Origin of the sequence: Rhizobium sp. BK491 (assembly GCF_014194925.1) — a bacterium.
In the GTDB taxonomy this organism is placed as follows: Bacteria; Pseudomonadota; Alphaproteobacteria; order Rhizobiales; family Rhizobiaceae; genus Rhizobium.
Genome location: NZ_JACIAR010000006.1, coordinates 88553 through 113351, shown reverse-complemented (window position 1 = coordinate 113351; position 24799 = coordinate 88553). Strand labels below are relative to the sequence as shown.

Below are 24799 nucleotides of genomic sequence, written 5' to 3'. Positions count from 1 at the left end.
TTTCGATCGCCTGCGGCAAATGCTCTCTAAGGAAGAAGCCCTCATGACATCAAGCAACAGCCGCGAATCCCAATATCCGATCGACAAGCTCTTTCTCGACCGCTGGTCGCCGCGCGCCTTTTCCAACGAGACCCTGCCGGAAGCCGACCTGCTGACCATTCTGGAAGCGGCGCATTGGGCACCCTCCGCCTCGAACCTGCAGCCCTGGCGTTTCCTCTATGCGCTGCGCGGCTCGGAACATTGGGACCGGTTTTTGAGCGTCCTGATCGACTTCAATCAGGGCTGGGTGAAATCCGCTGGTGCGCTGCTTTTCGTCATTTCCCGCACTCACAGCGGCGAGCTTGGCTCCGCCGAGCAGAAGCCCAGCTACAGCCACTCTTTCGATGCGGGCGCGGCTTGGGGCTTCCTGGCCATCCAGGCACATTTAGCCGGCTATGAAGCTCATGGCATGACGGGCTTCCACGTCGAAAAGGCGTACGAGGTTCTCGGCATTCCGGATGGCTTCCGCGTCGAGGCTGCCGTTGCGATCGGCAAGATCGGCGACAAGAATCAACTTCCGGAAAAGCTGCGCGAGCGCGAAGTGCCGAGCCAGCGCAATCCGCTGTCAGGACTGGCCTTCAACGGGACCTTCATCGCCAAGTAATCGATAAAAAAGAAAGGCCCGCCGAAACTATCCGGCGGGCCTTTTGTGTTTTCGTCAAACAATCAGATGTCGAGATTGGCGACGTTCAGCGCATTGTCCTGAATGAACTCGCGCCGCGGCTCGACCTCATCGCCCATGAGCCGGGCAAAGAGGCCGTCTGCATCGGTCGCATCCGTGACCCTCACCTGCAGCAGCGAGCGGACGTTCGGGTCGAGCGTCGTTTCCCAGAGCTGCTCGGCATTCATCTCGCCGAGACCTTTATAACGCTGCAGCGTCAGCCCCTTGCGGCCGCCGGCGAAGATCGTGTCCAGCAGCTGGCGAGGGCCGGAAATCTCCGTCTCTCCATCGCGGCGAACGAGCTTTGGCGGTGTGATATAGACCTCCTTCAACCGCGCGCCGAGCTGATCGATAAGGCGGGCATCCTGCGAACCGATCAGCGCCATGTCGAGGAAGACGACTTCCTTGACGCCGCGTACGGTGCGCTCAAAGCGCAGGCCGCCCTCGCTCGTCACGGCGCCAGTCCAGCCGCGCTCGGTTTCCTCGGCGATGACATCTAGCCGCTTGGCAACGTCATTGGCGAGCGCCTCCGCACGCGCGGGATCGCTGACCATTTCGGCATTGAGAGCGCCTGCAATTGCCGCCTGCTCGACGACGGAGCGATTATAGCGGGAATGCAGATTGTCGATCAGCGTGCGCAGACGAAGCGCGTCATAGATCGCCTCGCGCAGATCCTGACCGGTACGGACTTCGCCGTTGCCGAGGCGCAGGCTCGCATCGTCCGTGCCCTGGCCGATCAGATATTCTTCCAGCGCCTTCTCGTCCTTGACATATTGCACCGACTTGCCGCGCGTCACCTTATAGAGCGGCGGCTGGGCGATATAGAGATGGCCGCGCTCGATGAGATCGGGCATCTGCCGGAAGAAGAACGTCAGCAGCAGGGTGCGGATATGCGCGCCGTCGACGTCTGCGTCCGTCATGATGATGATCTTGTGATAGCGGAGCTTTTCGGCGTTGAATTCGTCCTTGCCGATGCCGGTGCCGAGTGCAGTGATCAGCGTGCCGATTTCCTGGCTCGACAGCATCTTGTCGAAGCGAGCGCGCTCGACGTTCAGGATCTTGCCACGCAGCGGCAGGATGGCCTGGTTTTCGCGCGAACGGCCCTGCTTGGCCGAACCGCCCGCCGAGTCGCCCTCGACGAGGAAGACCTCGGACTTGGCGGGATCACGCTCCGAGCAGTCGGCAAGCTTGCCGGGGAGCGAGGCGATATCAAGCGCGCCCTTGCGGCGGGTCAGTTCGCGCGCCTTGCGGGCCGCTTCACGGGCGGCTGCGGCTTCGACGACCTTGCCGACCAGAACCTTGGCTTCGGACGGATGTTCCTCGAGCCAGGTGCTGAGGGCTTCGTTGACCAGGCTCTCGACGACGGGGCGAACTTCGGAGGAAACCAGCTTGTCCTTGGTCTGCGAGGAGAATTTCGGATCGGGAACCTTGACCGACAGCACGGCCGTCAGGCCTTCGCGGCAGTCGTCGCCCGTCAGCGTCACCTTTTCCTTCTTGGTAATGCCCGAGCTGTCCGCATAGGAGGTGATCTGGCGCGTCAGGGCAGCGCGGAAACCGGCCATGTGCGTGCCGCCATCGCGCTGCGGGATGTTGTTGGTGAAGCAGAGTACGTTTTCGTGGTAGCTGTCGTTCCACCACATCGCAACTTCGACGGTGATTCCGTCCTTCTCGCTGCGGATCGAAACCGGCTTTTGGACCAGCGGCTTCTTGGCGCGATCGAGATAGGAGACGAAGGCTTCCAGGCCGCCGTCGTAAAGCAACTCTTCCTGCCTGACGTCGGAATGACGCTTGTCGGTCAGAAGGATGCGGACGCCGGAATTCAGAAAAGCGAGTTCGCGCAGACGATGCTCGAGCGTGCCGTAGTCGAACTCAATCATGGTGAAGGTTTCGGAGCTCGGCATGAAGCTGACTTCGGTGCCGGTCTCGTCGCCCGCATCACCCGTTTCCTTCAGCGGTGCATCCGCCACGCCATGGGTGAAGCTCATTTCATGGATCTTGCCCTGGCGGCGGATCTTCAGCTTCAGCCAGACAGACAGCGCGTTAACGACCGAAACGCCGACGCCATGCAGGCCGCCGGAAACCTTATAGGAATTCTGGTCGAACTTACCGCCGGCATGAAGCTGGGTCATGATAACCTCAGCCGCCGAAACACCTTCGCCGCTGTGAATATCCGTCGGGATACCGCGGCCGTTATCAGTGACCGTGACCGAACCGTCGGGATTGAGCGTCACCGTTACGATATCGGCATGGCCGGCCAAGGCCTCGTCGATCGCGTTATCGACGACCTCATAGACCATATGATGCAGGCCCGAGCCGTCATCCGTATCGCCGATATACATGCCGGGACGCTTGCGCACCGCATCGAGGCCCTTCAGGACCTTGATGGAATCTGCGCCATACTCGGCGTTGCCACCATTATCGGTTACGGACGTGTCGGTCATATATTGAAGTCTTTCCAGTGTTTAGAGAACGCTGCCGATCCGTAGAGCATGATGCCGAAAAGTGTGAGCGGTTTTCGGACGACATCATGCTCTACTTCTTTGAGTTTAGAGCGGATTCAGATTTCAGGTCGTTTCGACCTGAAATCTTCCGACTCTAACGAATCAGCGGTTTTTCCTAGCCTGTATATAGGATGTTTCACCCTGAAGTTCCAAACGGAAGGCCCCGAAATCAGGTATAAAACAGGGGATTAAGGCGGTTTTCAGCCGGTTTTTCCGGCATTTTCCAGAACCTTCGAGAGTTCGCGGATCGTTGCCGCGTCAAGGCTGCGGATCTTGCCTGCCAAGTGATTGACAAAGGCCGTATATTCCGGCGAAAGCCCGGAGGTATCGACGACAACGCGGGGGTCGGAAAACCGCGCCAGTAGGAACAATTCCTCGGCCTCGTCCCAGATGATGTTGAAATAACCGGCGATGCGCTGCAGGAGATCGAAGGTCGGCAGGCCGCGCTTTCCATGTTCTAAGGCGGATAAATAAGCCGGAGTCACGTTCAGCGCAGCCGCCATCTGCTTCTGCGAGACGCCTTTGCGCAGCCGCAGCTTGCGTACCGCTTCGCCGAACGGGGTCAAAGCTTCTCCCCCTTCAGGCGCGACAGGCGGATATAAAGCGCACCCTCGCCGCCGTGATGCTGCGCCGCCGTCTCATAAGAGGAAATCAGAAAGCGGAATTCGGGCTTGGAAAACCAGAGCGGTACGGCACGCTTCAGGGCTCCCTCGCTGCCCATGGAGCTACCCTTGCCTGTTATGACGAGCACATGGCGAAGGCCGCGGCTATGGGCGCGCAGCAAGAAATCCAGAAGCATGCCATGGGCCTCGCTCTGGATGAGGCCGTGAAGATCGATCCTGGCCTCAAGTGCGAGATGCCCCCTAGCTATCTTGCGCTTGACGGGGCGTTCGAGCGGATGATGGCGGCCAGCGGGCTGCTTTACAGGCGCGGGAGCTTCCTGCATTTCGGCCGAGGGAGGCACTGGCTTCGTCCTTGCGGCGCGGGCGCTTTCTTCGATTTCGGCTTCCGCCTGCAGTACCGCTTCGAAAGCCTCTATATCGGCCACACGTCCGGGCATGGGACGCGTGCTCTTGGCGACCTTACCCCAGAGGATACGGTCTTCCGTGCTGAGCTTTCGTTCCTTGTTCTGCCGTTCCGGGGCCATCAGCCGAACCTCTGCGCCGCCGCCTTCGGGATGAGTATATAAAAATCGGCGTCGTTGCGCACGGTACCGGCAAGCTCGCCGGCATCGTAGCCGGAGCCGGTAAAGATATCGCCACGCGCAGGCCCGACGATCGCCGAACCCGTATCGAGCGCCAGCATGAGGCGTGCAAATGGCTTGCCGGCGTCGAGATGCGTCAAGCTTTCAGACCGGATGAAGAAGGGGAAACCGAAGGTGTGGATCAGCCGATCGACCGCAAGGGAACGGCCGGGTACTAGCGGCACTTTTGCCGCTGCAATCGGCCCGAGAGCGGGATCGCTGACATCGGCTTCGCGGAAGAAGATATAGGACCGATTGTGCCAGAGAACTTCATCGACCTGCTCGGGGTGCGCATAAAGCCAGTCGCGGATCGTCTGCATGGAGATCGTCGCGCGATCCAGCAGGCCACGGTCGATGAGCAGGCGACCGACCGCCGAAAAGGGATGACCGGCCTTGGCGGCATAGGTGATGCGGCCGAGACGCCCGTCCGGATAGCGCAGACGTGCCGCGCCCTGCACATGCACGAAGAAGATATCGACCTTGGATTTCGCCCAGGCGATCTCCAAGCCCTTGCCTTCGAGATAGCCGCGATCGATTTCGCCGCGGTCGGGATAGCCGGAAATTAACCCGCCTCGCAGCCGTCCAAACATGTAGGATGGATCGAGCTCGGCAGGGCGATTGCTGTCATCCAGATCGATGAGATCGTCCGGGCGGCGATAAAAGGGATAGCGGTAGATCTCGTTCGGCTCGGCGGAGACTTCGATTTCCGGCTCGTAGAAGGCTGTCACAAAGCCGGCCGCGCCGCTATCACGGCGAATGAAAAAGGGCTGACAGTGTTGCTCGAAGAAAGCCCGGGCTTCGGCCGCATTGCGCGGCTCCTGCCCGTCTGCCGCATCGAGGAGCGTCATGAGATCATCGGCTGTCAGTCCCACTACACCCGTGCGATAGGGCTTCACATCGCGGATATGGGTGCGACAGTCTTTCATCGCGCGAAAAAGGCTGGAAGGATCGTCCTCCTCCCAGCCCTTCAGATCGGCGAAGGTTGCCGGCTCCAGCCTGAAATCCTGCGATAGGCTCGTCATTGTTCCGATTCGGTCGCCACAAGTTTCCAGTTCGGATCGCGCGAACGCGTGTCGCGGGCGAAGGTCCAGAGATCGCTGACCTCGGCCACGGCTTCGGCATCGCCATCGATCAAAGTGCCGGCCTTGTCGTAGGTGGCCGAGATCATCTGGCTGACGATGCGCATGGTGATGAGGACATCCGTTCCCTTCACCTCGGCGGTGACGATATCGGCCTTGTCGATACCGACAAAGGTGGACTTCACCTTTTCGCCCCTAGCTTCGCGTTCGGCGATGGCGGCATCGAAGCCCTCGTAGACCTCGCGCGACAGCAGGCCTTTCAGCGACTTGCGATCACCCTCGGCAAAGGCCATGACGATCATCTCGTAGGCCATCCGGGCACCGTTGACGAATTCCTTGGGATTGAAGGAAGGATCCGCCTTGCTCACGTCGCGCAGCGAATCATTGAGCGGCGTGCCGGCCGGCGTAAAGGCATCGATGGCAGCAAAACGATCTTCCTCTTCGGTCCCATCGCGCCGCGGCAAGGTCACCACCTTACCGGCATCCGGTGCCGTTGGGCCATTGGCCGGATCTGCGGAACCATAGAGATCGCGCGGCGGCTTCTCATTCCCCGTGCGGCGGCCGAGAACGCTGCGCAGCTGAAAGAAGATCAGCACCGCTGCCACCAGGAAAAAGATCGTCACAAAATCGTTTGCACCCATCTCGTATCGGAACCACCGTTAAAATTAAAAGATCAATCCCCATATAGTCCGCATCGATCTATCATTCAAATAGCGGACCGGTTTCTTTATTATACGCGCGAAACCAACGCTTACGCGAAGAAACCCCGCTCTCAGGACCACCGTAACATGCGCCTATCACTTCTTCCTATCTTCGTCTTTCTGATGCCTCTGGCTGAAATTGCCGGATTCATCGTGGTTGGAAAGATGATCGGCGTCTGGGCGACACTGGGGCTTGTCATCCTCAGCGTGCTGCTCGGTGCTGCTCTTCTGAGAATCCAGGGCATCGGCATTCTCCAGCGCATTTCGGCCGAAAGCCGCAATGGCGGCGATCCCGGCCGCGAGATGGTGCATGGCGCCATGATCGTCGTTGCCGCCTTCTTCCTGATGCTGCCCGGCTTCATCTCTGATATCATCGGCCTGCTGCTCTTCATCCCGGCCGTACGCGATCTCGCCTGGCAAGTTTTGCGCAAGCGCATCGTCGTCGTCGGCAATTCGCGGGCGTTCCGCCGCGGGCAGGGCCCGGGCGCCGGACCGCAGAGCCGGCCGAACAAACCCGGAAACGTCGTCGATCTCGATGAAGGCGATTTCCATCGGGAGCCAAACCGCAACTCGCCCTGGTCGGACCAAAAGCGGCTGGAAGACTAGAGAACGGCCTCCGGAGCGCCGGAGCCATAAGGGTTGTAAGCCCCTTTTCTAAATGCTAGATGGCGACACCCATCGAGACGTGAGAGGACACCCCCATGGCCAACGAGACCAACGGCAACGGTGCTGCCAGCCCGAGCCTTAGCATCCTTGCTCAGTACACCAAGGATCTTTCCTTCGAAAATCCGGGTGCCCCGCGCTCGCTTCAGGCCCGGGAAAATGCTCCCGACATCAATATCAATGTGAACGTCAACGCCAACCCGCTGTCGGATTCCGATTTCGACGTCGTGCTGACGCTGAGCGCCGAAGCCAAGGATGGCGAGCGCGTTCTCTTTCACACCGAGCTGGTTTATGGCGGTGTCTTCCGCGTCACCGGTTTCCCGCAGGAACACATGCTGCCGCTGCTCTTCATCGAATGCCCGCGCCTGCTGTTCCCCTTCGCACGCCAGATCATCGCCGACGTCACGCGCAACGGCGGCTTCCCGCCGCTGATGATCGATCCGATCGATTTCGCTCAGATGTTCACGCAGCGCATGGCCGAAGAACAGGCCCGCGCCCAGGTTTCGGCCGTTCCGAACTGAGCCTCGATTTTTCCTGTTCTGGAAACGAAAATGCCCGGATCGCACGTCCGGGCATTTTCTTTTGATTCTTGAAAAAACGCCCTATTCGGAAGCAGGGTATTTCGACCAGATTCCCTTCGTGCCGAGCTTGGCGACCAGCGCCGCGTGAGCCGCGAGTTCCTCCTCGGTCAGCCGGCTCGGCAGCGGAGCGGGCCGCGCCAAGATGTCGACGACGATTTCCTCCGCGACATCGTTCTGGCGCGAGCGCGCCGATGAACCGGTGACACTGCCAAGCCCAAGCGCCGTCTGCCGGCCGCCGATCATCTCGATATAGACTTCAGCCAGCAGTTCGGAGTCGAGCAACGCGCCATGTTTCGTGCGGTGCGAGTTGTCGATGCCGTAGCGACGGCAAAGAGCATCGAGCGAATTCGGACCCATCGGATGTTTGCGCCGGGCCATGGCCAGCGTATCGATCACCATATCGGGCAGGATCGGCGGCCGGCCTAGCCTTGCGAATTCGGCGTTGACGAAGCCCATGTCGAAGGTGGCGTTGTGTGCAATCCATTTGGCATCGCCGAAGAAGTTGAGGATCTTGTCGGCGACCTCTTCGAAGGGCGGCTTGTCCTTCAGCGATTCATCGGTGATGCCGTGCACCGCGAGCGCATCCGGATGCACCTTGCGATCACCAGGATTGATATAGAGGTGCAGCGTGTTTCCTGTCGGGAAATGGTTGATGAGCTCGATACCGCCAATTTCGATGATCCGGTCGGCCCTGTTGTCGAGGCCCGTGGTTTCCGTATCGAAAATGATCTCGCGCATATCGAAACTCCGCTTTCCTATGTCTTGCTCTGCTGCTTGCGCCGCAGATCAGCAATAATCTCTCTGACCTGCTCGCCGGCCGCCTCGATACTCCCGCCGGTATCGATGACGTAATCGGCGCGCGCCCGCTTTTCCGCGTCCGGCGTCTGGCGGGAGAGAATCATATTGAATTTTTCCTCCGTCATGCCCGGTCGGGCAAGAACCCTCTCCCGCTGAATCTGTGGATCGCAGCTGACGACAACAACCTTATCCACTCGTTTGTCGGCGCCAGTTTCGAAGAGCAGCGGGATATCCAGCACCACCAGATCGGCGCCGGCCTCGCTTTGACGTTCCAAAAACTGACGCTCGCGTTCGCGCACCAGCGGATGAACGATGGCCTCGAGACGCTTGAAACCGGAGGGATCGCCGGCAAGCTTTCGGCTGAGCTCCTGCCGATCGACCTTACCGTCGCTGGTCGTTCCCGGAAAGGAAGCCTCGACCAGCGGCACGGCTTCGCCACTATAGAGATCATGCACGACCGCATCGGAATCGTTCACCGGTATTCCGGCTTCGGCGAAAAGTTTTGCCGAGGTCGATTTTCCCATGCCGATCGATCCGGTGAGCCCGATCTTGATCATATTAGTGCTTTTCCATATCGGCGATGATCAATGCCCTCAAGGTTTCATCGACCGCCGGACGTTTTCCGAACCATTTTTCGAAGCCCGGCACGGCCTGATGCAGCAGCATGCCGAGGCCATCGACGATGGCGAAGCCCTGTTCCTGGGCCTGGGCGAGAAGCGGTGTCTTCAACGGTACATAGACAATGTCGGTGACGACGGCGCCTTCTGCAAGAGAGGAAAAATCGATACGGGGCGATGCTTCGCCGTCCATGCCGAGCGATGTCGTATTGATAAAGAGACCGGCACCCTGCATCACCTCACGGAGTGCGGCCATTGGATGGGCATGAACCCGTTCGCCGAAGCGGTCCGCTAATTCCTGCGCCCGCTCGACCGTGCGGTTGACCACATGAATTTCCTTGAAGCCGCGGTCGCGCACCGCCTGGATCACGGCGCGGCTGGCACCCCCCGCCCCGAGGATGACGGCACGATCGCTACGATCCCAGCCAGGGTGACGCTCATCCAGATTTGCTGTGAAGCCGCGGCTATCGGTGTTCGTTGCGTGCAGCTCGCCGCCTTCGAGCCACAGGGTGTTGGAAGCGCCCAATTCTTCCGAAAGTTCGTCAGGCCGATCAGCGAGTTTGAACGCCGCTTCCTTATGGGGGATGGTGACGTTGCCGCCCACGAAGCCGGTGGTGCCGTCCTTCAAGGATTTAATGAAGGCTTCGAAAGCTTCTACTGGAACTTCGTGGGCACGATAGCTGCCGGCCAGACCGAGCTGTTTCAGCCAGTAACCATGGATGAGCGGCGAGCGCGAATGCTTGACCGGATAACCCGTTACGAAAGCGTTTATGCTTTGTGTTTCACGTGAATCATCCATCGATCGTCCCCAACTCTCGCAGTTTTTCCAGAAGCGGCAGCATCGGCAATCCAACGATGGTGAAATAGTCGCCGTCGATTTTGGAGAAGAGCTGGATGCCTTCGCCTTCCAGCTGATAGGCGCCGACGCTCGACAACGCCTTCTCGCCGACGCGGCTCAGATGGCGGTGAATGAAATCGGCCGACAATTCCCGCATGGTCAGATCGGCGTGAGACACATGCTCCCATATAATGTCGCCGTTGCGTGCGAGCGCGATGGCGCTGTTCAGCCGATGCGTCTTTCCGGACAAGGTCCGCAGATGATTTTCCGCATCGGCTATCGACTTCGGCTTGTGGAAGACCTGGGCACCCAACGACATGGTCTGATCGGAACCGATGACGAGCGAGGCGGGAAAGCGATCGCTCACCTCTTTTGCCTTCGCCTTTGCCAGCACGAGCGCGACCGCATCCGGGCTGGCGCCGCCCAGTTCCAGCGGTGCTTCGATCGCGCGCTCATCGATATCGGCAGCGATCGCCTGAAAATGCAATCCGGCGTTTTCCATCAGCATCCGCCGGAATGGGCTGGAGGATGCAAGGATAAGGGGCGAGGTCATGACGGCTGCCTCCGAGATAGTCATGGGGAGCGCTTAGCGCAGCTTGGGGCGCAGGGCAACAATGGCGGCGGCCGTCTCTTCGATGGAACGGCGTGTGACATCGATGATCGGCCAGTTGTGCCTGGCGCAGAGCGAGCGAGCATATTTCAGCTCTTCGGAGATTGCGGCCCGATCGGTGTAGTCGCCTCGATCGAAGCCGGGCGTCGTGCCGAGGATGCGGTTTTCGCGAACCTGCGAGATACGGTCGGTCGTCGCAACAAGCCCGACGATCAAGGGCTTCGTCGCCCTGGCAAGGCTTTCAGGCAACGGCACGCCATGGACGATCGGAATGTTTGCTGTCTTGATGCCGCGGTTGGCCAGATAAATGCTCGTCGGCGTTTTCGAGGTGCGGCTGATACCGATTATGACGACGTCGGCGTCGTCATAATCATCGGGCATCTGGCCGTCATCATGATCCATGGTGAAGTTCAGCGCTTCGATGCGGGCGAAATAATCCGCATTCATCACATGCTGCGCGCCGACGCGGCGGCGCGACGCCGTGCCGAGATAGGTCTGAAAAACATTCATGACCGGCTCGAGAACATTGACTGATGGTACGCCCATCTCCCTGCAGCGCTCGGCGATGAAATCGGCAAGTTCTCGATCGACGATCGTATAGAGGACGATACCCGGGCTGTGGTCGATCGCCTCCAAGACAGGCAGAAGCTGCTTGCGGTTTCGGATCAGCGGATAGACGTGCTCGATCGGCTGGCTGGCATGGAATTGCACAGAGGCGGCGCGGCCGGCCGAGATGAGAGTCTCGCCCGTTGAGTCAGAAATCAGGTGCAGATGAAAGAAGCTCGTCCGGTTTTCCACGCTACTTTCCATCACCTGTTGATATCTCGGGAGAAAAGAGAGGTACGAGAAGGGGGCTATCTAGGGCAAGTGGAAAACGGCCAAGTTTTCCACATTTGGAATTTTCGAGAGAAGGCTTTCGCGGCGGCTGTGGGCAATGTGGACAAGATTGGCAACACCTCGTTCATCCCCGACTTGTCCCCAGACCGGGACGAGCCAAATTTCTCGTCAACCTCCTCAAAAGATTGAAAAATCGCCTTTCTTTTCCACATATCAGCTTGTGATCTCGAAATCTCTCCCGATTCCATGCTCGAGGCGCGACAAATTGGACAGGCAAGGGACGAACTTTAATCCTTGCTACTCACCGACTCTAAGAAATAGAAACCTTTTAATATATGTTTGGTTTTATATAGGACGACGTCTGTGACCGATGAACGCCGGAAGATCCTGCGGGTGCTGAGCGGCGAAACGCTCACCCCTCCTCCCCTCTGGCTGATGAGACAGGCAGGCCGCTACCTACCCGAATATCGTGAAACGCGTGCGAAAGCCGGAAGTTTCCTCGATCTCTGTTATACACCCGACCACGCTGTCGAAGTGACGCTGCAGCCAATCCGGCGTTATGGCTTTGATGCTGCCATTCTCTTCTCCGATATTCTGGTCATCCCCGATGCGCTGAAGCGGAATGTTCGCTTCACCGAGGGACATGGGCCGGAAATGGACCCAATCGACGAGACGGGTATCCTGGCTTTAAAAGCAGAGGGTATACTGGCGTATCTGGAGCCCGTCATGGAGACGGTGCGACGGCTGCGGCGGGACTTGCCCCAGGAAACCACGCTTCTTGGCTTCTGTGGAGCTCCCTGGACCGTTGCGACCTATATGATCGCCGGACACGGCACGCCGGATCAGGCCCCTGCCCGGCTGTTTGCCTATCGCTATCCTAAGGCCTTCGAACATCTGCTGATGCTGCTTGCCGAGATCTCGGCCGATTACCTCGTGGCGCAGATCGATGCCGGTGCGGATGCCGTGCAGATTTTCGATTCCTGGGCGGGCGTGCTCGGTGAGAAGGAATTTGAGGCTTTCGCCATCAAGCCCGTCGCGAAGATGATCGCGTCGATCAAGACGCGGCGGCCACGGGCTCGGGTAATCGCCTTCGCCAAGGGAGCGGGCTATCTGCTGAAAACCTATCGGCAGAAGACCGGTGCCGATGCGATCGGGCTTGATTGGTCGGTACCGCTTGCCTTCGCGCGGGAGCTTCAGAAGGATGGCCCGGTGCAGGGCAATCTCGATCCGATGCGTGTCGTTGCCGGCGGCAAGGCGCTGGACGACGGGATCGACGATATCCTGCAGCAGCTCGGGAACGGCCCGCTGATCTTCAATCTTGGGCACGGCATTACGCCGCAAGCCGATCCGGCCAATGTGGCGGCGCTGGTCGAACGCGTGCGGGGATGGAGGAGCTGATGACGGTGGAAAAGCAGACGGATTCCGTGCCGGGCCAGAAGGCCGGACGGCGGGCCTATTTCATGATCCTGATCTTTGCGGCGCTGGCGATCGGGCTTTTCGCCTGGCATCCGGCCGATCTTTATCTCTGGATCAAGGCGCTGCACATCATCGCCGTGATCTCGTGGATGGCCGGCATGTTCTATCTGCCGCGGCTTTTCGTCTATCACACCGATGCCGAACCCGGCTCCCCGCAATCCGAGACGTTCAAGGTGATGGAACAGCGGCTGCTGCGCTACATCATCAACCCGGCGATGATCCTGACCTGGATTTTCGGGCTTTATCTTGCCTGGTCGGTGTATGATTTCCAGGGCGGCTGGCTGCATGCCAAGATCGGGCTTGTCTTGGTTCTCTCGGGCGTTCACGGCCATTTCAGCAGTGCGGTGCGGGCCTTTGCCCGCGACGAGAACAAGCATTCGGCGCGCTACTGGCGTGTCATGAACGAGGCGCCGACGCTTTTGATGATCGCAATCGTCATTCTCGTGGTCGTCAAGCCGTTTGCGTGAAGCGGGGCTGTATTAGGGGCGGCGTTAAATTTCTTTCATTTTGCCTGCCCCCCTTGCGGTTCAGAAAGTGAGTCGCTATTTTCCCGCCATCTTCTCTTCGTGGCATGTATCCATTCTGTCGCCCGCGAGCGCCCCTATCGCGGTTCTGAATACGAGCAACATTGCCTTTCCCCTCCTAAAAAAATGAGTAATTCCCTTCATGGCTGAAATGAAGCTTCAGGAACTGAAAAATAAATCCCCGACCGATCTCCTGGCCTTTGCCGAATCGCTCGAGGTCGAAAACGCCAGCACGATGCGCAAACAGGAACTGATGTTTGCAATTCTGAAGGAATTGGCGAGCCAAGACGTAGAAATCATCGGCGAGGGCGTCGTCGAAGTTTTGCAGGACGGCTTCGGTTTCTTGCGTTCCGCGAATGCAAACTATCTTCCCGGTCCGGACGATATCTATATCTCCCCCTCCCAGATTCGCCGCTTTTCCTTGAAGACCGGCGACACGGTCGAGGGACCGATCCGCGGACCGAAGGAAGGCGAACGTTATTTCGCGCTCCTGAAAGTCAACACCATCAATTTCGACGATCCGGAAAAGATCCGTCACAAAGTTCACTTCGATAATCTGACGCCGCTCTATCCCAATGAGCGCTTCCGCATGGAACTCGACGTGCCCACGTCGAAGGATCTTTCGCCGCGCGTGATCGATCTCGTTGCACCGCTCGGCAAGGGTCAACGCGGCCTGATCGTCGCTCCGCCGCGTACGGGTAAGACCGTCCTGCTGCAGAATATCGCCCATTCTATCACCGCCAATCATCCGGACTGCTACCTGATCGTTCTGCTGATCGATGAGCGTCCGGAAGAAGTGACTGATATGCAGCGCTCTGTGCGCGGCGAAGTTATCTCGTCGACCTTCGACGAGCCGGCAGTTCGCCACGTCCAGGTCGCCGAAATGGTCATCGAAAAGGCCAAGCGCCTCGTCGAGCACGGCCGCGACGTCGTCATCCTGCTCGATTCCATCACCCGCCTCGGCCGCGCCTACAACACCGTCGTCCCCTCCTCCGGCAAGGTTTTGACCGGTGGTGTCGACGCCAACGCCCTGCAGCGCCCGAAGCGCTTCTTCGGTGCCGCGCGTAATATCGAAGAAGGTGGTTCGCTGACGATCATCGCGACGGCCCTGATCGATACAGGCAGCCGCATGGATGAAGTCATCTTTGAAGAGTTCAAGGGTACCGGTAACTCGGAAATCGTTCTTGATCGCAAGGTCGCCGACAAGCGCATCTTCCCGGCGATGGATATCCTCAAGTCCGGTACGCGCAAGGAAGACCTTCTCGTTCCGCGCCAGGATCTGCAGAAGATTTTCGTTCTTCGCCGTATCCTCGCGCCCATGGGCACGACCGATGCGATCGAATTCCTGATCGACAAGCTCAAGCAGACGAAGAACAACCCGGATTTCTTCGATTCAATGAACACCTAACCTGCTGCGGGATCGCTCCTGTCGAAGGTTTCTCGGTGTTGAATAGTGCGATGATCGGGCTGCGTTATGCGGCCCGATTTTGTTTTTGATGTATCGAACGTCGAAGTGAGAAATTCTTCGGCAATCGATTCGGATGCGGTTCAATCTGATGTTGGCGACAAGCGAGACAATCTATGCACTATCCAGCGGCGGCTTGCCCGCTGGAGTTGCTGTGGTGCGTATCAGCGGAAATGGAGCCTTTCGCGCGGCCAAGTCGCTTGCTGGCGCGTTGCCGATGCCACGACAAGCGGCTCTTAAAACGATTCGGACTCGTAACGGTCTAATTATCGACCGAGCTCTTGTCCTGACTTTTCCCGGTCCTGCCTCCTTCACGGGTGAGGATTGCGTGGAAATTCACGTTCATGGCGGCAAGGCGGTGGTGAACGCGCTCCTCGACGAGCTCTCGAGCTTCGAAAACTTTCGCCTGGCGGAACATGGTGAGTTCTCCCGACGGGCGCTGGAAAATGGAAAGATGGATCTGGTCGAGGTAGAAGGTCTTGCCGATCTCATCAGCGCCGAAACCGAGATGCAGCGGCGGCTCGCAATGGAGCATGCCGCCGGCGGGCTATCCGACCTCTATAATAGCTGGGCGGATCGTTTAACGCGCGCGCGTGCCCTGATCGAAGCGGAGCTGGACTTTGCCGATGAGGATGATGTACCCGGCTCCGTATCGGATATGGTCTGGGCGGATATGAAGCAATTGCACCGCGAACTGTCTGATCATCTTGCAGGCGCGGATCTCGGCGAGATCATTCGCGACGGGCTAAAGGTGGTGATCGCAGGCCCTCCCAATGCCGGCAAATCCAGCCTGATGAACGCGCTAGCGAAGCGCGAAGTGGCGATCGTCACCGACATTGCCGGAACCACCCGTGACGTGCTGCACGTCGATCTGAATATCGAGGGATATGCTGTCAAGCTCTACGATACGGCGGGTCTTCGGGAGACTAACGAGATCGTGGAGCGTGAAGGCATTCGCCGTGCGTTACGCACAGTGGCAGACGCGGATCTGGTTTTATCCCTTGCAGAAATCGGCGAGGAACCGCAACGCGCCTTTCCAGGGTTTGCCGGCAAGGTGCTGACTGTCGGAACAAAGTCTGATATTCACCCCGGCATTCACAATGGCTATGATGTACTGATTTCGGCTGTGGACGTCGCCGGATTGAATGAGTTGCATGAGCTTCTTCGGCGGCATTTGCAGGCGCGTTCGGGAATGCTGTCCCTTGCTCTACCTAGCCGTTTGCGTCATCGCACATTGCTGACCGATAGCCTTGGTGCAGTGGCGGCAGCGCTCGCGTCCGATCGAGGTCTGGATATCAGAGCGGAATACTTGCGGCAGGCGGCCACGAGCTTGGGACGAATAACCGGACGGGTCGATGTTGAAGATCTACTGGATGTGATCTTCTCGGAATTCTGCATCGGCAAATGATTCACGTGAAACAGAGAGCGGCATACCCTCGCTGAACGTTTCACGTGAAACCTTCTTGACTCCTGAAATTGGTGTGCCAAACAAACGGCACGACCGAGGGCTTGATGATGTTCGATAAAGCGTATGATGTGATTGTTGTGGGCGGTGGCCATGCCGGAAGCGAAGCTGCCGCTGCATCGGCGCGCTTGGGCGCGCGCACGGCGCTCGTGACGCATAGGCGCGAGACGATCGGCGTCATGTCCTGCAATCCCGCGATTGGCGGACTTGGCAAGGGTCACCTGGTTCGCGAAATTGACGCTCTTGACGGCTTGATGGGCCGCGTCGCGGATGCGGCGGGCATTCAATTTCGCATGCTCAATCGCAAGAAAGGCCCGGCGGTGCGCGGCCCCCGCACCCAGGCGGATCGGAAGCTGTATCGTCTGGCCATGCAGGCAGAGATCGCCGCCATCGATAATCTCGATGTTATAGAGGGTGACGCTTTCGATCTTGCCTTCGAGCACGGACATGTGTCCGGCGTGATCTTGAGGGACGGGCGTCATATTCCCTGTGGTGCCGTCGTCCTGACAACAGGGACTTTTCTTCGCGGCCTTATTCACATCGGCGATAAAAAGATAGCGGCGGGCCGCGTCGGAGAAGAACCCTCTATGGGACTCTCGAATACGTTGCTCCGGCACGGACTGGCATTGGGTCGGTTGAAGACCGGGACACCTGCCCGGCTTGATGGTGCAACGATCGATTGGGACTCGGTCGGGCGTCAGGGTGCGGATGAAGATCCGACGCCCTTTTCCTTCATGACGGATGCTATCGTGAATCCGCAGATCGAATGCGGTGTTACCCGCACGACGCCGGAAACGCATAGAATTATTGCTGAAAACCTGAAGCGGTCGGCGATGTATTCAGGGCAGATTGAAGGTGTCGGGCCACGCTATTGTCCTTCCATAGAGGACAAGATCGTCAAGTTCGGTGAGCGCGACGGCCACCAGATCTTTCTGGAGCCAGAAGGTTTGGACGACAGCACAGTCTACCCAAACGGCATATCGACGTCCCTGCCGGAGGAGGTTCAAGAGGAGTTCATCAGGACCATTCCGGGTCTGGAACGAGTTCGCATTCTTCAACATGCTTACGCAATCGAATACGACCATGTCGATCCGCGCGAATTAAAACTGTCCCTGGAGGTGGAAAAGATTCCCGGCCTTTTTCTGGCGGGCCAGATCAACGGCACAACGGGATATGAAGAAGCTGGTGCTCAGGGGCTCGTTGCGGGACTGAATGCTGCGTGTCTAGCGGCGGGCGGCAAATCAATCGAGTTCAGCCGGACGGAATCCTATATTGGGGTGATGATTGACGATTTGACCTCACGCGGCGTCGCGGAACCTTATCGCATGTTTACATCGCGGGCGGAGTATCGTCTATCGCTGCGGGCAGACAACGCAGACGTTCGTCTGACGCCGATGGGTATTGCCGTAGGCTGCGTCGGTCCTGATCGGGCCATGCGCTTCGAGCAGTATATAAAGACTCTTGACCAGGCCCGCGATCGCTTGAAGAGCTTGACGGTGACGCCGAATGAGGCGGAACGCGTCGGAATGCATCTTAACAAGGATGGCCAACGTCGCTCGGCTTATGAGCTTCTTTCGCATCCCGGCCAGTCTATTGAAAGTCTGTCGCGCATTTGGCCGGAACTGCATTCAATGCAGCGAAAGATTGGCGAGGCGATAGAAATCGAGGCGGCCTACGCCGTTTATATGGATCGCCAGACCGCCGATATCGTTCAGGCTCGGAGAGAGGAAGAGCGTGCAATACCGACGGAATTCGACTTCTCCGTTATTTCGGGATTATCCAACGAGCTGAAGCAGAAGCTCACGGTCGCCCGCCCCAAGAATATCGCACAAGCATCACGCCTTGACGGAATGACGCCGGCTGCAATCTCTTTGCTGTTGGCTTATCTGAGGAAGTTGAGTACAGCCGAAGAGCAGAAACTCGTTTCCTGACAATACAAGGTTAGAGAGTCCATAATATGGAATTGAACGGCGTACGTGTTTCACGTGAAACACAGGAGCGGCTGCAGCATTTTGCGCAACTCTTTCAAAAATGGGCAAAGACCATCAATCTTGTCGCACCGTCCACGATCGATGATCTCTGGCGTCGCCATATTTCGGATAGTGCGCAGATTTTTCAATTGCATCCCGTAACCGACCATTGGGTTGATTTGGGAAGCGGTGGCGGATTTCCGGGCGTGATAACTGCGATCCTGCTTGCAGAAAAAGGCGCGGGTCATGTCGATCTGGTCGAGAGCAATCAGAAGAAGGCTGCTTTTCTGCGCGTCTGCCTGCGTGAATGCGATGCTCGCGGCGCGGTTCATGCCATTCGTATCGAAGAGGCACCCGCGGTCATCCAGAACTGCGATGTGATCTCCGCTCGCGCACTTGCGGAGCTTGAGACGTTGCTGGACTACGCGGAGGCTTGGCTCGTGCGCAATGAAAATCTCCGCCTTCTGCTGCACAAAGGCCGGGATTACGAGCGGGAGCTTCAGAAAGCCCGTGGTCGTTGGCAATTCGATCTGGTAAAACATCAGAGCGTCGTTGAGCGAGATTCGGTTATTTTGGAATTCAGCCACCTTCGACGCCTGATTTAACCATAATTGGATATGCGGCAGATGATCGGCGAGCGAAACCGGATTATTACCATCGCAAATCAAAAGGGCGGCGTTGGTAAGACAACGACTGCAATCAACCTCGCGACGGCCCTTGCCGCCATTGGCGAGCGTGTCCTGATCGTCGATCTTGATCCGCAGGGCAATGCCAGCACGGGTTTGGGTATTGAACGGCGCGATCGCAAATTGTCGTCCTATGATCTGCTCGTCGGTAGCCACGGCATCATGGACACGGTGCAGGAAACGGCCGTACCGAATCTCTTTATTGTGCCGTCGACGATGGATCTGCTCGGGATCGAGATGGAGATTGCGCAGCAATCTGATCGCGTCTTCAAGCTGCGCCGTGCGTTGAATACGCCGGATGCCCTCTCCTTTTCCTATATTCTCGTTGATTGCCCGCCCTCGTTCAATCTCCTGACGATGAACGCGATGGCTGCGGCACATTCCGTTCTGGTGCCGTTACAATGCGAATTTTTCGCCCTGGAAGGCCTTAGTCAATTGCTGGAGACGGTCGATCAGGTTCGGCGCACGGTCAATCCATCCCTGGACATCCAGGGGATCGTCCTAACCATGTTCGATTCCCGCAATAATCTAGCGCAGCAAGTGGTGAGTGACGTACGGACCCATCTGGGCGAAAAGGTCTACCACACGTTGATTCCACGCAACGTGCGCGTGTCCGAGGCGCCTTCCTATGGCAAGCCAGCCATTCTTTATGATCTTAAGTGCGCAGGCAGTCAGGCCTATCTCCAGCTGGCTTCCGAAGTCATTCAAAGAGAGCGGCAGCGGAAAGCTGCCGCCTGATATCTAGTATTTGTTTCAGGGTGAGTATCGGCAATGAATGATGATCTTTCGAAGCGGCGCCTTGGGCGCGGACTGGCGGCTCTCATCGGGGAGATGGATCAACCGACGCCCGTGGATGCAAGCCGACCGGCGGTCAATCCCGATCGCCTGGTTCCGATCGAATTCATCAGCCGCAACCCGCGCAATCCTCGCCGCTATTTCGACGAGACCGAGTTACATGATCTTGCCAGCTCCATTCGCCAACATGGCATCGTACAGCCGGTCGTCGTTCGCACCACCTCGGTCGATCGCTATGAGATCATTGCCGGTGAACGGCGCTGGCGGGCGGCGCAGCTTGCCGGGCTGATCGAAATCCCGGTAATCGTTCGGGATGTCGATGATAAGACCGCACTTGAGATTGCGATCGTCGAGAACGTGCAGCGAGCGGATCTCAATCCCCTGGAAGAGGCGCTGGGTTACGAACAGCTGATTGCCGAACACGGCTATACGCAAAACGATCTCGGCGAAATCATCGGCAAGAGCCGCAGCCATGTCGCCAACTCTCTGCGTCTGTTGAAGCTCCCCGACCCGGTGCGTGATATGCTTGCCGCGGGTTCGCTTTCCGCCGGCCACGCCCGCGCCCTGGTTTCAACCTCCGATCCGACAGGGCTTGCGAGAACCGTTGTTTCAAAGGGCATGTCGGTTCGCGACGCCGAGCGTCTCGCGCAGAACGACATTAAGGCTCAGAATGACCCCCGCCCCGCCGGCGCGCGCAGGGATGAAAAGGATTCCGATACGCTGGCGCTCGAGCGCACACTGTCGGATACGCTCGGGCTGGATGTCTCGATCAATCACCGCGGCAATGGCGGCCAGGTGAAAATCAGCTATAAGACGCTGGAGCAGCTTGAAGAGATATGCCGGCTGCTGGAGCGCCGATAACATAGAGAAAATGCAATAAGAACAATATATTAGCGGAGAGCTCTGGCTTTTTCCGAGCTACGCGCGCGTTTGATTCCCGTGAAACATCAGCCCTTGCGGGCTGATTGGAGAGTGGTCGCAAGCAGCGTTTGCGTTGCGATCGTATCTTCGAGGCTGGCGCGCTGACGTGTCTGCAGAATGGCCATTTGCAGCCTGTTCATCTCGCGGGCAATGGCGGGAGCGTTCCAGCTTTTCAGCGCCTGCTCGATCACGGGCTTTCGTCTGAAATGGAGATGGCGTCCATGCGTCTGCATGACCTGAGCGGGTGCGAGGCGCTTTTCATCCATCTCAGCCCGCATCGTGTCAAGCATCTGAAACTGCCTCAGACAGCCTTGCAAAACGAGAAACATCGGCGTTTTGGACGAGGCGATTTTCTGCATGGCATGCAGAAAGGCGCCGGAATCCCCTTTTAGAATCGCATCAACGGCATCGTCGGTGGATATGGCGCTGGCATCGCCAATAATTTCAATCACGTGCTCTTCTTCGATCGTCCCCTGCCCGCGGCAGTAAAGCGCGAGCTTGCGCACTTCGTTGCGCGAGGCGATGCGGTCGCCACCGAGAAGTTCGAGCAGCGCCTGGCGGGCAGCAGATGAGATGCGCAGGCCTTCATTCGCCAATTCGGTGTCGATCAGATTGTTGAGGGCTCTTGCGTCATCGGCATAGCAGGGAATGGTCGCGACAGTTCGAGCCGGCTCTGCCACCTTGCGCAATCCCGATCCCTTCTTGAGATCGCCGGCCTCGACGATGACAAAACTGGCATCGGGCGGATTGTCCGCGATGATCTGCAGCGCATCGACCAGCGCCTTCTCATTGGCGGCGCCGCGAATCCAGACGAGCTTTTCGCCGCCGAACAGGCCGATCGCGTTGACTTCGTCAAGCAGGCGGCCAGCGTCATTCTGCAGGTCGCCGACGTCGAGCTTTATGAGGGAAAATGCGTCGTTGAGATCGACGCCCGTCTTGCCGGCAATCTGCGCGGCGCGTTCGGAAACGAGACCGCGATCCGGACCATAGATCACGAAGATCCGGTAATTGCGCGCGGCATTTTGCAGGAATCCGTCAAATTCATGAGACTTGATTTCTGCCATGCCGCGCTCTCTATCAGCGGCTGAGCGCAGCGCCGATGTCGGCTGCTACTATCTCGGCGACTTCGCGGGCGGCACGGTCTTCCGAATCACGGATTGCGCGCTGCTTGGCAAATTCCTGCGTCGGGAAGTCAACCAGCGAAGTTACCGCACGGCTACCGGACTTGATGACCTTGCCGGTGCTGATCTCCTTCAATGTAAAGGAGGCGGTCACAGTCGTGCGGCCTGCGGCCGACGTACTTGAAGACGGCAGATAAAGCACGCCGCCGGTGCCGGAGCTGACGCTCAGGTCGACACTGTATTTCGGCGTCTTGGTCTCCCCTGCACCGCGCCCGGCGATGAAGATCAGCTGGTTGCGCACCTGGAGGCCCACGCGCGTGTTGACGTCAGAGAAGGAAACTTCCGACAGCTTCTGCGTCACGCCCGTGCTGACGGCATAGAGCGGCCGAACCTGACATGCAGACAAGAGGCCGGCAACGGCCACCAGAGACGCAACGCCGGCCATGCGGGCGAATTTGAAAAGTCTATCAGACGACAATGTTTACGATCCTCTGTGGAACGACGATGATCTTCTTTGGCGCCTGACCATTCAATGCGCTTGTAACGGCGTCCAGGGCGAGCACGGCCTGTTGCACGGCATTCTGATCTGCATCGCGCGCGATTGTCAATTCGGCGCGCTTCTTGCCGTTGATCTGAACGGGATAAACGATCTCGTTCTCGATCACGAGCGCCTCGTCATAAACGGGCCATGAGCTGGTTGCTACCATGTTGACGTTGCCAAGCGCAGCGGAGCATTCCTCGGCCAGATGCGGCGTGATCGGCGCGACCAGCGCAATCAGAATTTCCACGGCTTCGCGAACGGCAGAGCGATAGGCGCTATCGGCCTGACCGGCGGCGACCTTGCCGAGCGGTGCCGCCAGCGCATTGACGAATTCATAAATGCGCGCCACGGCCTTGTTGAAGGCGAGCTTGTCGTAATCGCCCTGAACCGCCTTCAGCGTGCGGTGGGCGATCTGCGAAATCGCCAGGGCTTCGCCTTCCTTAGCCGGCGCAGGTTCGACCGCCTTCAGGACATCGGCGGCTTCGGAGACCAGGCGCCACATGCGCTGGGTGAAACGATGTGCGCCCTCGACGCCGGCTTCCGACCAGATGACATCGCGATCGGGCGGCGAATCGGAGAGCACGAAGAAGCGTGCCGTATCAGCGCCATAGGAGGCGATGATATCGTCGGGGTCGACGACATTCTTCTTCGATTTCGACATCTTCTCGATCGAACCTATGGCGATGTCTTCACCTGATGACAGCAGTGTGGCGCGGCGCTGGCCGTCGACTTCCTCGATCCTGATATCGGCCGGCGACACCCATTCGCGTGTCAGGCCGCTTCCGCGGCTATAGGTTTCGTGCACGACCATGCCTTGCGTGAACAGGCCCTTGAAAGGCTCCTTCACGTCGAGATGGCCGGTTTCGCGCATGGCGCGGGTAAAGAAGCGCGAATAGAGCAGGTGCAGGATCGCGTGTTCGATACCGCCGATATACTGGTCGACAGGCAGCCAGTGATTGGCGGCCTTCGGATCCGTCGGCTGATTTTCCCAGGGAGCGGTGAAGCGGGCGTAATACCAGCTCGAATCGACGAAAGTATCCATCGTATCGGTTTCACGGCGGGCATCCTTGCCACATTGCGGGCAGGCGACATGCCGCCAGCTGGCGTGCCGGTCGAGCGGATTGCCCGGCTGGTCGAAAGTCACGTCGTCGGGCAGCTTGACCGGCAGATCCTTCTTCGGCACCGGCAGCACGCCGCAGTCATCGCAATGGATGACCGGGATCGGGCAGCCCCAGTAACGCTGACGGGAGATGCCCCAATCGCGCAGGCGGAAATTCACCTTGCGCTCAGCCTGCGGCGTGTTGCCGAGGCTCGTCTCAGAGAGCTTCGTCGCCACCGTCTGGAAGGCTTCCTCGGTGCTCATGCCGTCGAGGAAGCGCGAATTGATCATCACGCCATCGCCGTCATAGGCGACGTCGCCGACGGTAAAGCTCGAAGCATCGCCATCAGCGGGCATGACGACGGGAACGACCGGCAAGCCGTACTTGCGGGCGAAATCCAGGTCGCGCTGATCGCCGGACGGGCAGCCGAAGATAGCGCCCGTGCCATAATCCATCAGCACGAAATTGGCGATATAGACGGGCAGCTCCCAGGATGCGTCAAAGGGATGGTGGACGCGGATGCCGGTGTCCATGCCCTTCTTCTCGGCGGTTTCGAGTGCTGCCAGCGAGGTGCCGGCGCGGCGGCATTCCTCACAGAAAGCCTCGATGGCCGGATCCTTGGCAGCCGCTTCCTTGGCGAGCGGATGGTCGGCCGAGATCGCCAGGAAGGAGGCGCCGAACAGCGTATCGGGACGGGTGGTGTAAACGGTGATCTCGCGATCGCTGTTGGGAGCTGTTTCGGCCACGATTTCCCAGCGAACCGTCAGGCCCTCGGAGCGCCCGATCCAGTTCTTCTGCATCAGCCGCACTTTTTCCGGCCAATGGTCGAGCGTATCCAGAGCATCCAGCAGTTCCTGGCTGAACTCTGTGATCTTGAAAAACCACTGCGTCAGCTCGCGCTGCTCGACCAGAGCGCCCGAGCGCCAGCCGCGGCCGTCGATGACCTGCTCATTGGCGAGAACGGTATTGTCAACCGGGTCCCAGTTGACCTTGGACTTCTTGCGGTAGACCAGGCCCTTCTCCATCATGTCGATGAAGAGCATCTGCTGACGGTGATAATAATCGACGTCGCAGGTCGCGAACTCGCGGCTCCAGTCGAGCGACAGCCCCATGGCCTTCAGCTGGGTGCGCATGGAGGCGATGTTCTGGTAGGTCCATTCCTTCGGATGCACCTTATTGTCGCGTGCGGCGTTTTCCGCCGGCATGCCGAAGGCGTCCCAGCCCATAGGATGCAGCACGTTATAGCCGCGGGCGCGCTTGTAGCGGGCAACGACATCGCCCATGGCGTAGTTACGCACATGGCCCATATGGATGCGGCCCGACGGATAGGGAAACATCTCTAGGACGTAATATTTCTCACGCGGATCGGCATTATCTGTCACGAAGACCTTCTCTTCGTTCCATTTTTCCTGCCAGCGGGGCTCGGCATCGCGCGGATTATAACGTTCGCTAGTCATCTGTTCTTGTATTCCGGAAAATCATGGGGAGTAAGGCGTGACCTTCACCACGAAACCACCCAAGCGTCAAGTTTAGCAGCCGCAGCAAGTGCCTTATCTTGCAATGCAAA

24 protein-coding genes are annotated in these 24799 nt (G+C 58.6%); 11 read left to right on the top strand and 13 right to left on the bottom strand.

Annotated features, from left to right (window positions below; genetic code table 11):
• The first annotated feature begins 43 nt into the window (after positions 1-43).
• Positions 44-643, top strand: coding sequence for a nitroreductase family protein (locus FHX05_RS24480; RefSeq protein ID WP_015338178.1), 600 nt, complete (start codon positions 44-46; stop codon positions 641-643).
• Positions 644-705: 62 nt separating this feature from the next.
• On the opposite strand, the gene gyrB is transcribed toward FHX05_RS24480, so the two are convergent.
• The 5 genes from gyrB to FHX05_RS24455 form a co-directional block, all read right to left on the bottom strand.
• Positions 706-3141: a DNA topoisomerase (ATP-hydrolyzing) subunit B gene (gene gyrB / locus FHX05_RS24475; RefSeq protein WP_112338600.1), complete on the bottom strand. Its 2436-nt coding sequence runs from the start codon at positions 3139-3141 to the stop codon at positions 706-708.
• Positions 3142-3401: 260 nt separating this feature from the next.
• Entirely contained in the window at positions 3402-3767 is a 366-nt protein-coding gene (locus FHX05_RS24470) for a helix-turn-helix domain-containing protein (protein WP_069613918.1), read from the bottom strand.
• Entirely contained in the window at positions 3764-4348 is a 585-nt protein-coding gene (locus FHX05_RS24465; protein WP_183875073.1) for a Smr/MutS family protein, read from the bottom strand. The genes FHX05_RS24470 and FHX05_RS24465 overlap by 4 nt, the downstream gene beginning before the upstream one ends.
• A complete protein-coding gene (locus FHX05_RS24460) occupies positions 4348-5466 on the bottom strand; it encodes a murein transglycosylase A (protein ID WP_183875071.1) in 1119 nt (372 codons plus the stop codon). Before FHX05_RS24460 ends, FHX05_RS24465 begins: the two co-directional genes overlap by 1 nt.
• Positions 5463-6164 (bottom strand): Tim44/TimA family putative adaptor protein, encoded by a 702-nt coding sequence (locus FHX05_RS24455; protein ID WP_015338173.1) that lies wholly within the window; start codon positions 6162-6164, stop codon positions 5463-5465. Before FHX05_RS24455 ends, FHX05_RS24460 begins: the two co-directional genes overlap by 4 nt.
• A gap of 147 nt (positions 6165-6311) precedes the next feature.
• Here FHX05_RS24455 and FHX05_RS24450 point away from each other — a divergent pair, with 147 nt between their 5' ends.
• Both FHX05_RS24450 and secB read left to right on the top strand, forming a co-directional pair.
• A complete protein-coding gene (locus tag FHX05_RS24450; protein WP_183875069.1) occupies positions 6312-6830 on the top strand; it encodes an FxsA family protein in 519 nt (172 codons plus the stop codon).
• A 95-nt stretch (positions 6831-6925) separates the two neighbouring features.
• Positions 6926-7408, top strand: coding sequence for a protein-export chaperone SecB (gene secB, locus FHX05_RS24445; RefSeq protein WP_069613913.1), 483 nt, complete (start codon positions 6926-6928; stop codon positions 7406-7408).
• Between the two features lie 81 nt (positions 7409-7489).
• Here secB and dnaQ read toward each other — a convergent pair whose 3' ends face one another.
• From dnaQ to FHX05_RS24420, 5 genes are read right to left on the bottom strand one after another with little or no spacing between them, the layout of a single operon-like run.
• The gene (dnaQ, locus tag FHX05_RS24440) at positions 7490-8206 is read right to left on the bottom strand and encodes a DNA polymerase III subunit epsilon (RefSeq protein ID WP_112338606.1); all 717 of its coding nucleotides are present in this window, start codon (positions 8204-8206) and stop codon (positions 7490-7492) included.
• Positions 8207-8223: 17 nt separating this feature from the next.
• Positions 8224-8823 (bottom strand): dephospho-CoA kinase, encoded by a 600-nt coding sequence (coaE, locus tag FHX05_RS24435; protein ID WP_112606952.1) that lies wholly within the window; start codon positions 8821-8823, stop codon positions 8224-8226.
• Between the two features lies 1 nt (position 8824).
• Positions 8825-9682, bottom strand: coding sequence for a shikimate dehydrogenase (locus FHX05_RS24430; protein ID WP_183875067.1), 858 nt, complete (start codon positions 9680-9682; stop codon positions 8825-8827).
• Positions 9675-10274 (bottom strand): Maf-like protein, encoded by a 600-nt coding sequence (locus tag FHX05_RS24425; RefSeq protein WP_183875065.1) that lies wholly within the window; start codon positions 10272-10274, stop codon positions 9675-9677. The genes FHX05_RS24430 and FHX05_RS24425 overlap by 8 nt, the downstream gene beginning before the upstream one ends.
• A gap of 33 nt (positions 10275-10307) precedes the next feature.
• Positions 10308-11129 carry a pyruvate, water dikinase regulatory protein gene (locus FHX05_RS24420; protein WP_183712922.1) on the bottom strand — a complete coding sequence of 274 codons (822 nt, stop codon included), beginning with the start codon at positions 11127-11129 and terminating at the stop codon, positions 10308-10310.
• Positions 11130-11531: 402 nt separating this feature from the next.
• Between FHX05_RS24420 and hemE the strand changes: the two genes are divergently transcribed.
• The 8 genes from hemE to FHX05_RS24380 all read left to right on the top strand — a co-directional run bounded on the left by hemE (position 11532) and on the right by FHX05_RS24380 (position 20410).
• Positions 11532-12566, top strand: a complete 1035-nt coding sequence (gene hemE, locus FHX05_RS24415) for a uroporphyrinogen decarboxylase (protein ID WP_183875063.1) — start codon at positions 11532-11534, stop codon at positions 12564-12566.
• A complete protein-coding gene (gene hemJ / locus FHX05_RS24410) occupies positions 12566-13111 on the top strand; it encodes a protoporphyrinogen oxidase HemJ (RefSeq protein WP_183875061.1) in 546 nt (181 codons plus the stop codon). The genes hemE and hemJ overlap by 1 nt, the downstream gene beginning before the upstream one ends.
• Positions 13112-13310: 199 nt before the next feature.
• A complete protein-coding gene (rho, locus tag FHX05_RS24405; RefSeq protein ID WP_015341775.1) occupies positions 13311-14576 on the top strand; it encodes a transcription termination factor Rho in 1266 nt (421 codons plus the stop codon).
• Positions 14577-14709: 133 nt separating this feature from the next.
• Complete coding sequence (gene mnmE / locus FHX05_RS24400) at positions 14710-16041, top strand: tRNA uridine-5-carboxymethylaminomethyl(34) synthesis GTPase MnmE (protein ID WP_183875059.1); 1332 nt, start codon at positions 14710-14712, stop codon at positions 16039-16041.
• Positions 16042-16148: 107 nt separating this feature from the next.
• Positions 16149-18029 (top strand): tRNA uridine-5-carboxymethylaminomethyl(34) synthesis enzyme MnmG, encoded by a 1881-nt coding sequence (gene mnmG, locus FHX05_RS24395; protein WP_183875127.1) that lies wholly within the window; start codon positions 16149-16151, stop codon positions 18027-18029.
• 26 nt (positions 18030-18055) lie between these two features.
• On the top strand, positions 18056-18673 hold the full coding sequence (gene rsmG / locus FHX05_RS24390) for a 16S rRNA (guanine(527)-N(7))-methyltransferase RsmG (protein ID WP_183875057.1): 618 nt from the start codon (positions 18056-18058) through the stop codon (positions 18671-18673).
• Positions 18674-18694: 21 nt separating this feature from the next.
• Entirely contained in the window at positions 18695-19492 is a 798-nt protein-coding gene (locus FHX05_RS24385; RefSeq protein ID WP_015341771.1) for a ParA family protein, read from the top strand.
• Positions 19493-19525: 33 nt separating this feature from the next.
• Positions 19526-20410, top strand: coding sequence for a ParB/RepB/Spo0J family partition protein (locus tag FHX05_RS24380; protein ID WP_112338614.1), 885 nt, complete (start codon positions 19526-19528; stop codon positions 20408-20410).
• Between the two features lie 86 nt (positions 20411-20496).
• Here the strand turns inward: FHX05_RS24380 and holA are convergent, their stop codons facing one another.
• From holA to leuS, 3 genes are read right to left on the bottom strand one after another with little or no spacing between them, the layout of a single operon-like run.
• Positions 20497-21534 (bottom strand): DNA polymerase III subunit delta, encoded by a 1038-nt coding sequence (gene holA, locus FHX05_RS24375; protein ID WP_183875055.1) that lies wholly within the window; start codon positions 21532-21534, stop codon positions 20497-20499.
• Between the two features lie 13 nt (positions 21535-21547).
• Positions 21548-22069: an LPS assembly lipoprotein LptE gene (lptE, locus tag FHX05_RS24370; RefSeq protein WP_183875053.1), complete on the bottom strand. Its 522-nt coding sequence runs from the start codon at positions 22067-22069 to the stop codon at positions 21548-21550.
• Positions 22059-24689 carry a leucine--tRNA ligase gene (leuS, locus tag FHX05_RS24365; RefSeq protein WP_183875051.1) on the bottom strand — a complete coding sequence of 877 codons (2631 nt, stop codon included), beginning with the start codon at positions 24687-24689 and terminating at the stop codon, positions 22059-22061. The genes lptE and leuS overlap by 11 nt, the downstream gene beginning before the upstream one ends.
• Between the last annotated feature and the right edge of the window lie 110 nt (positions 24690-24799).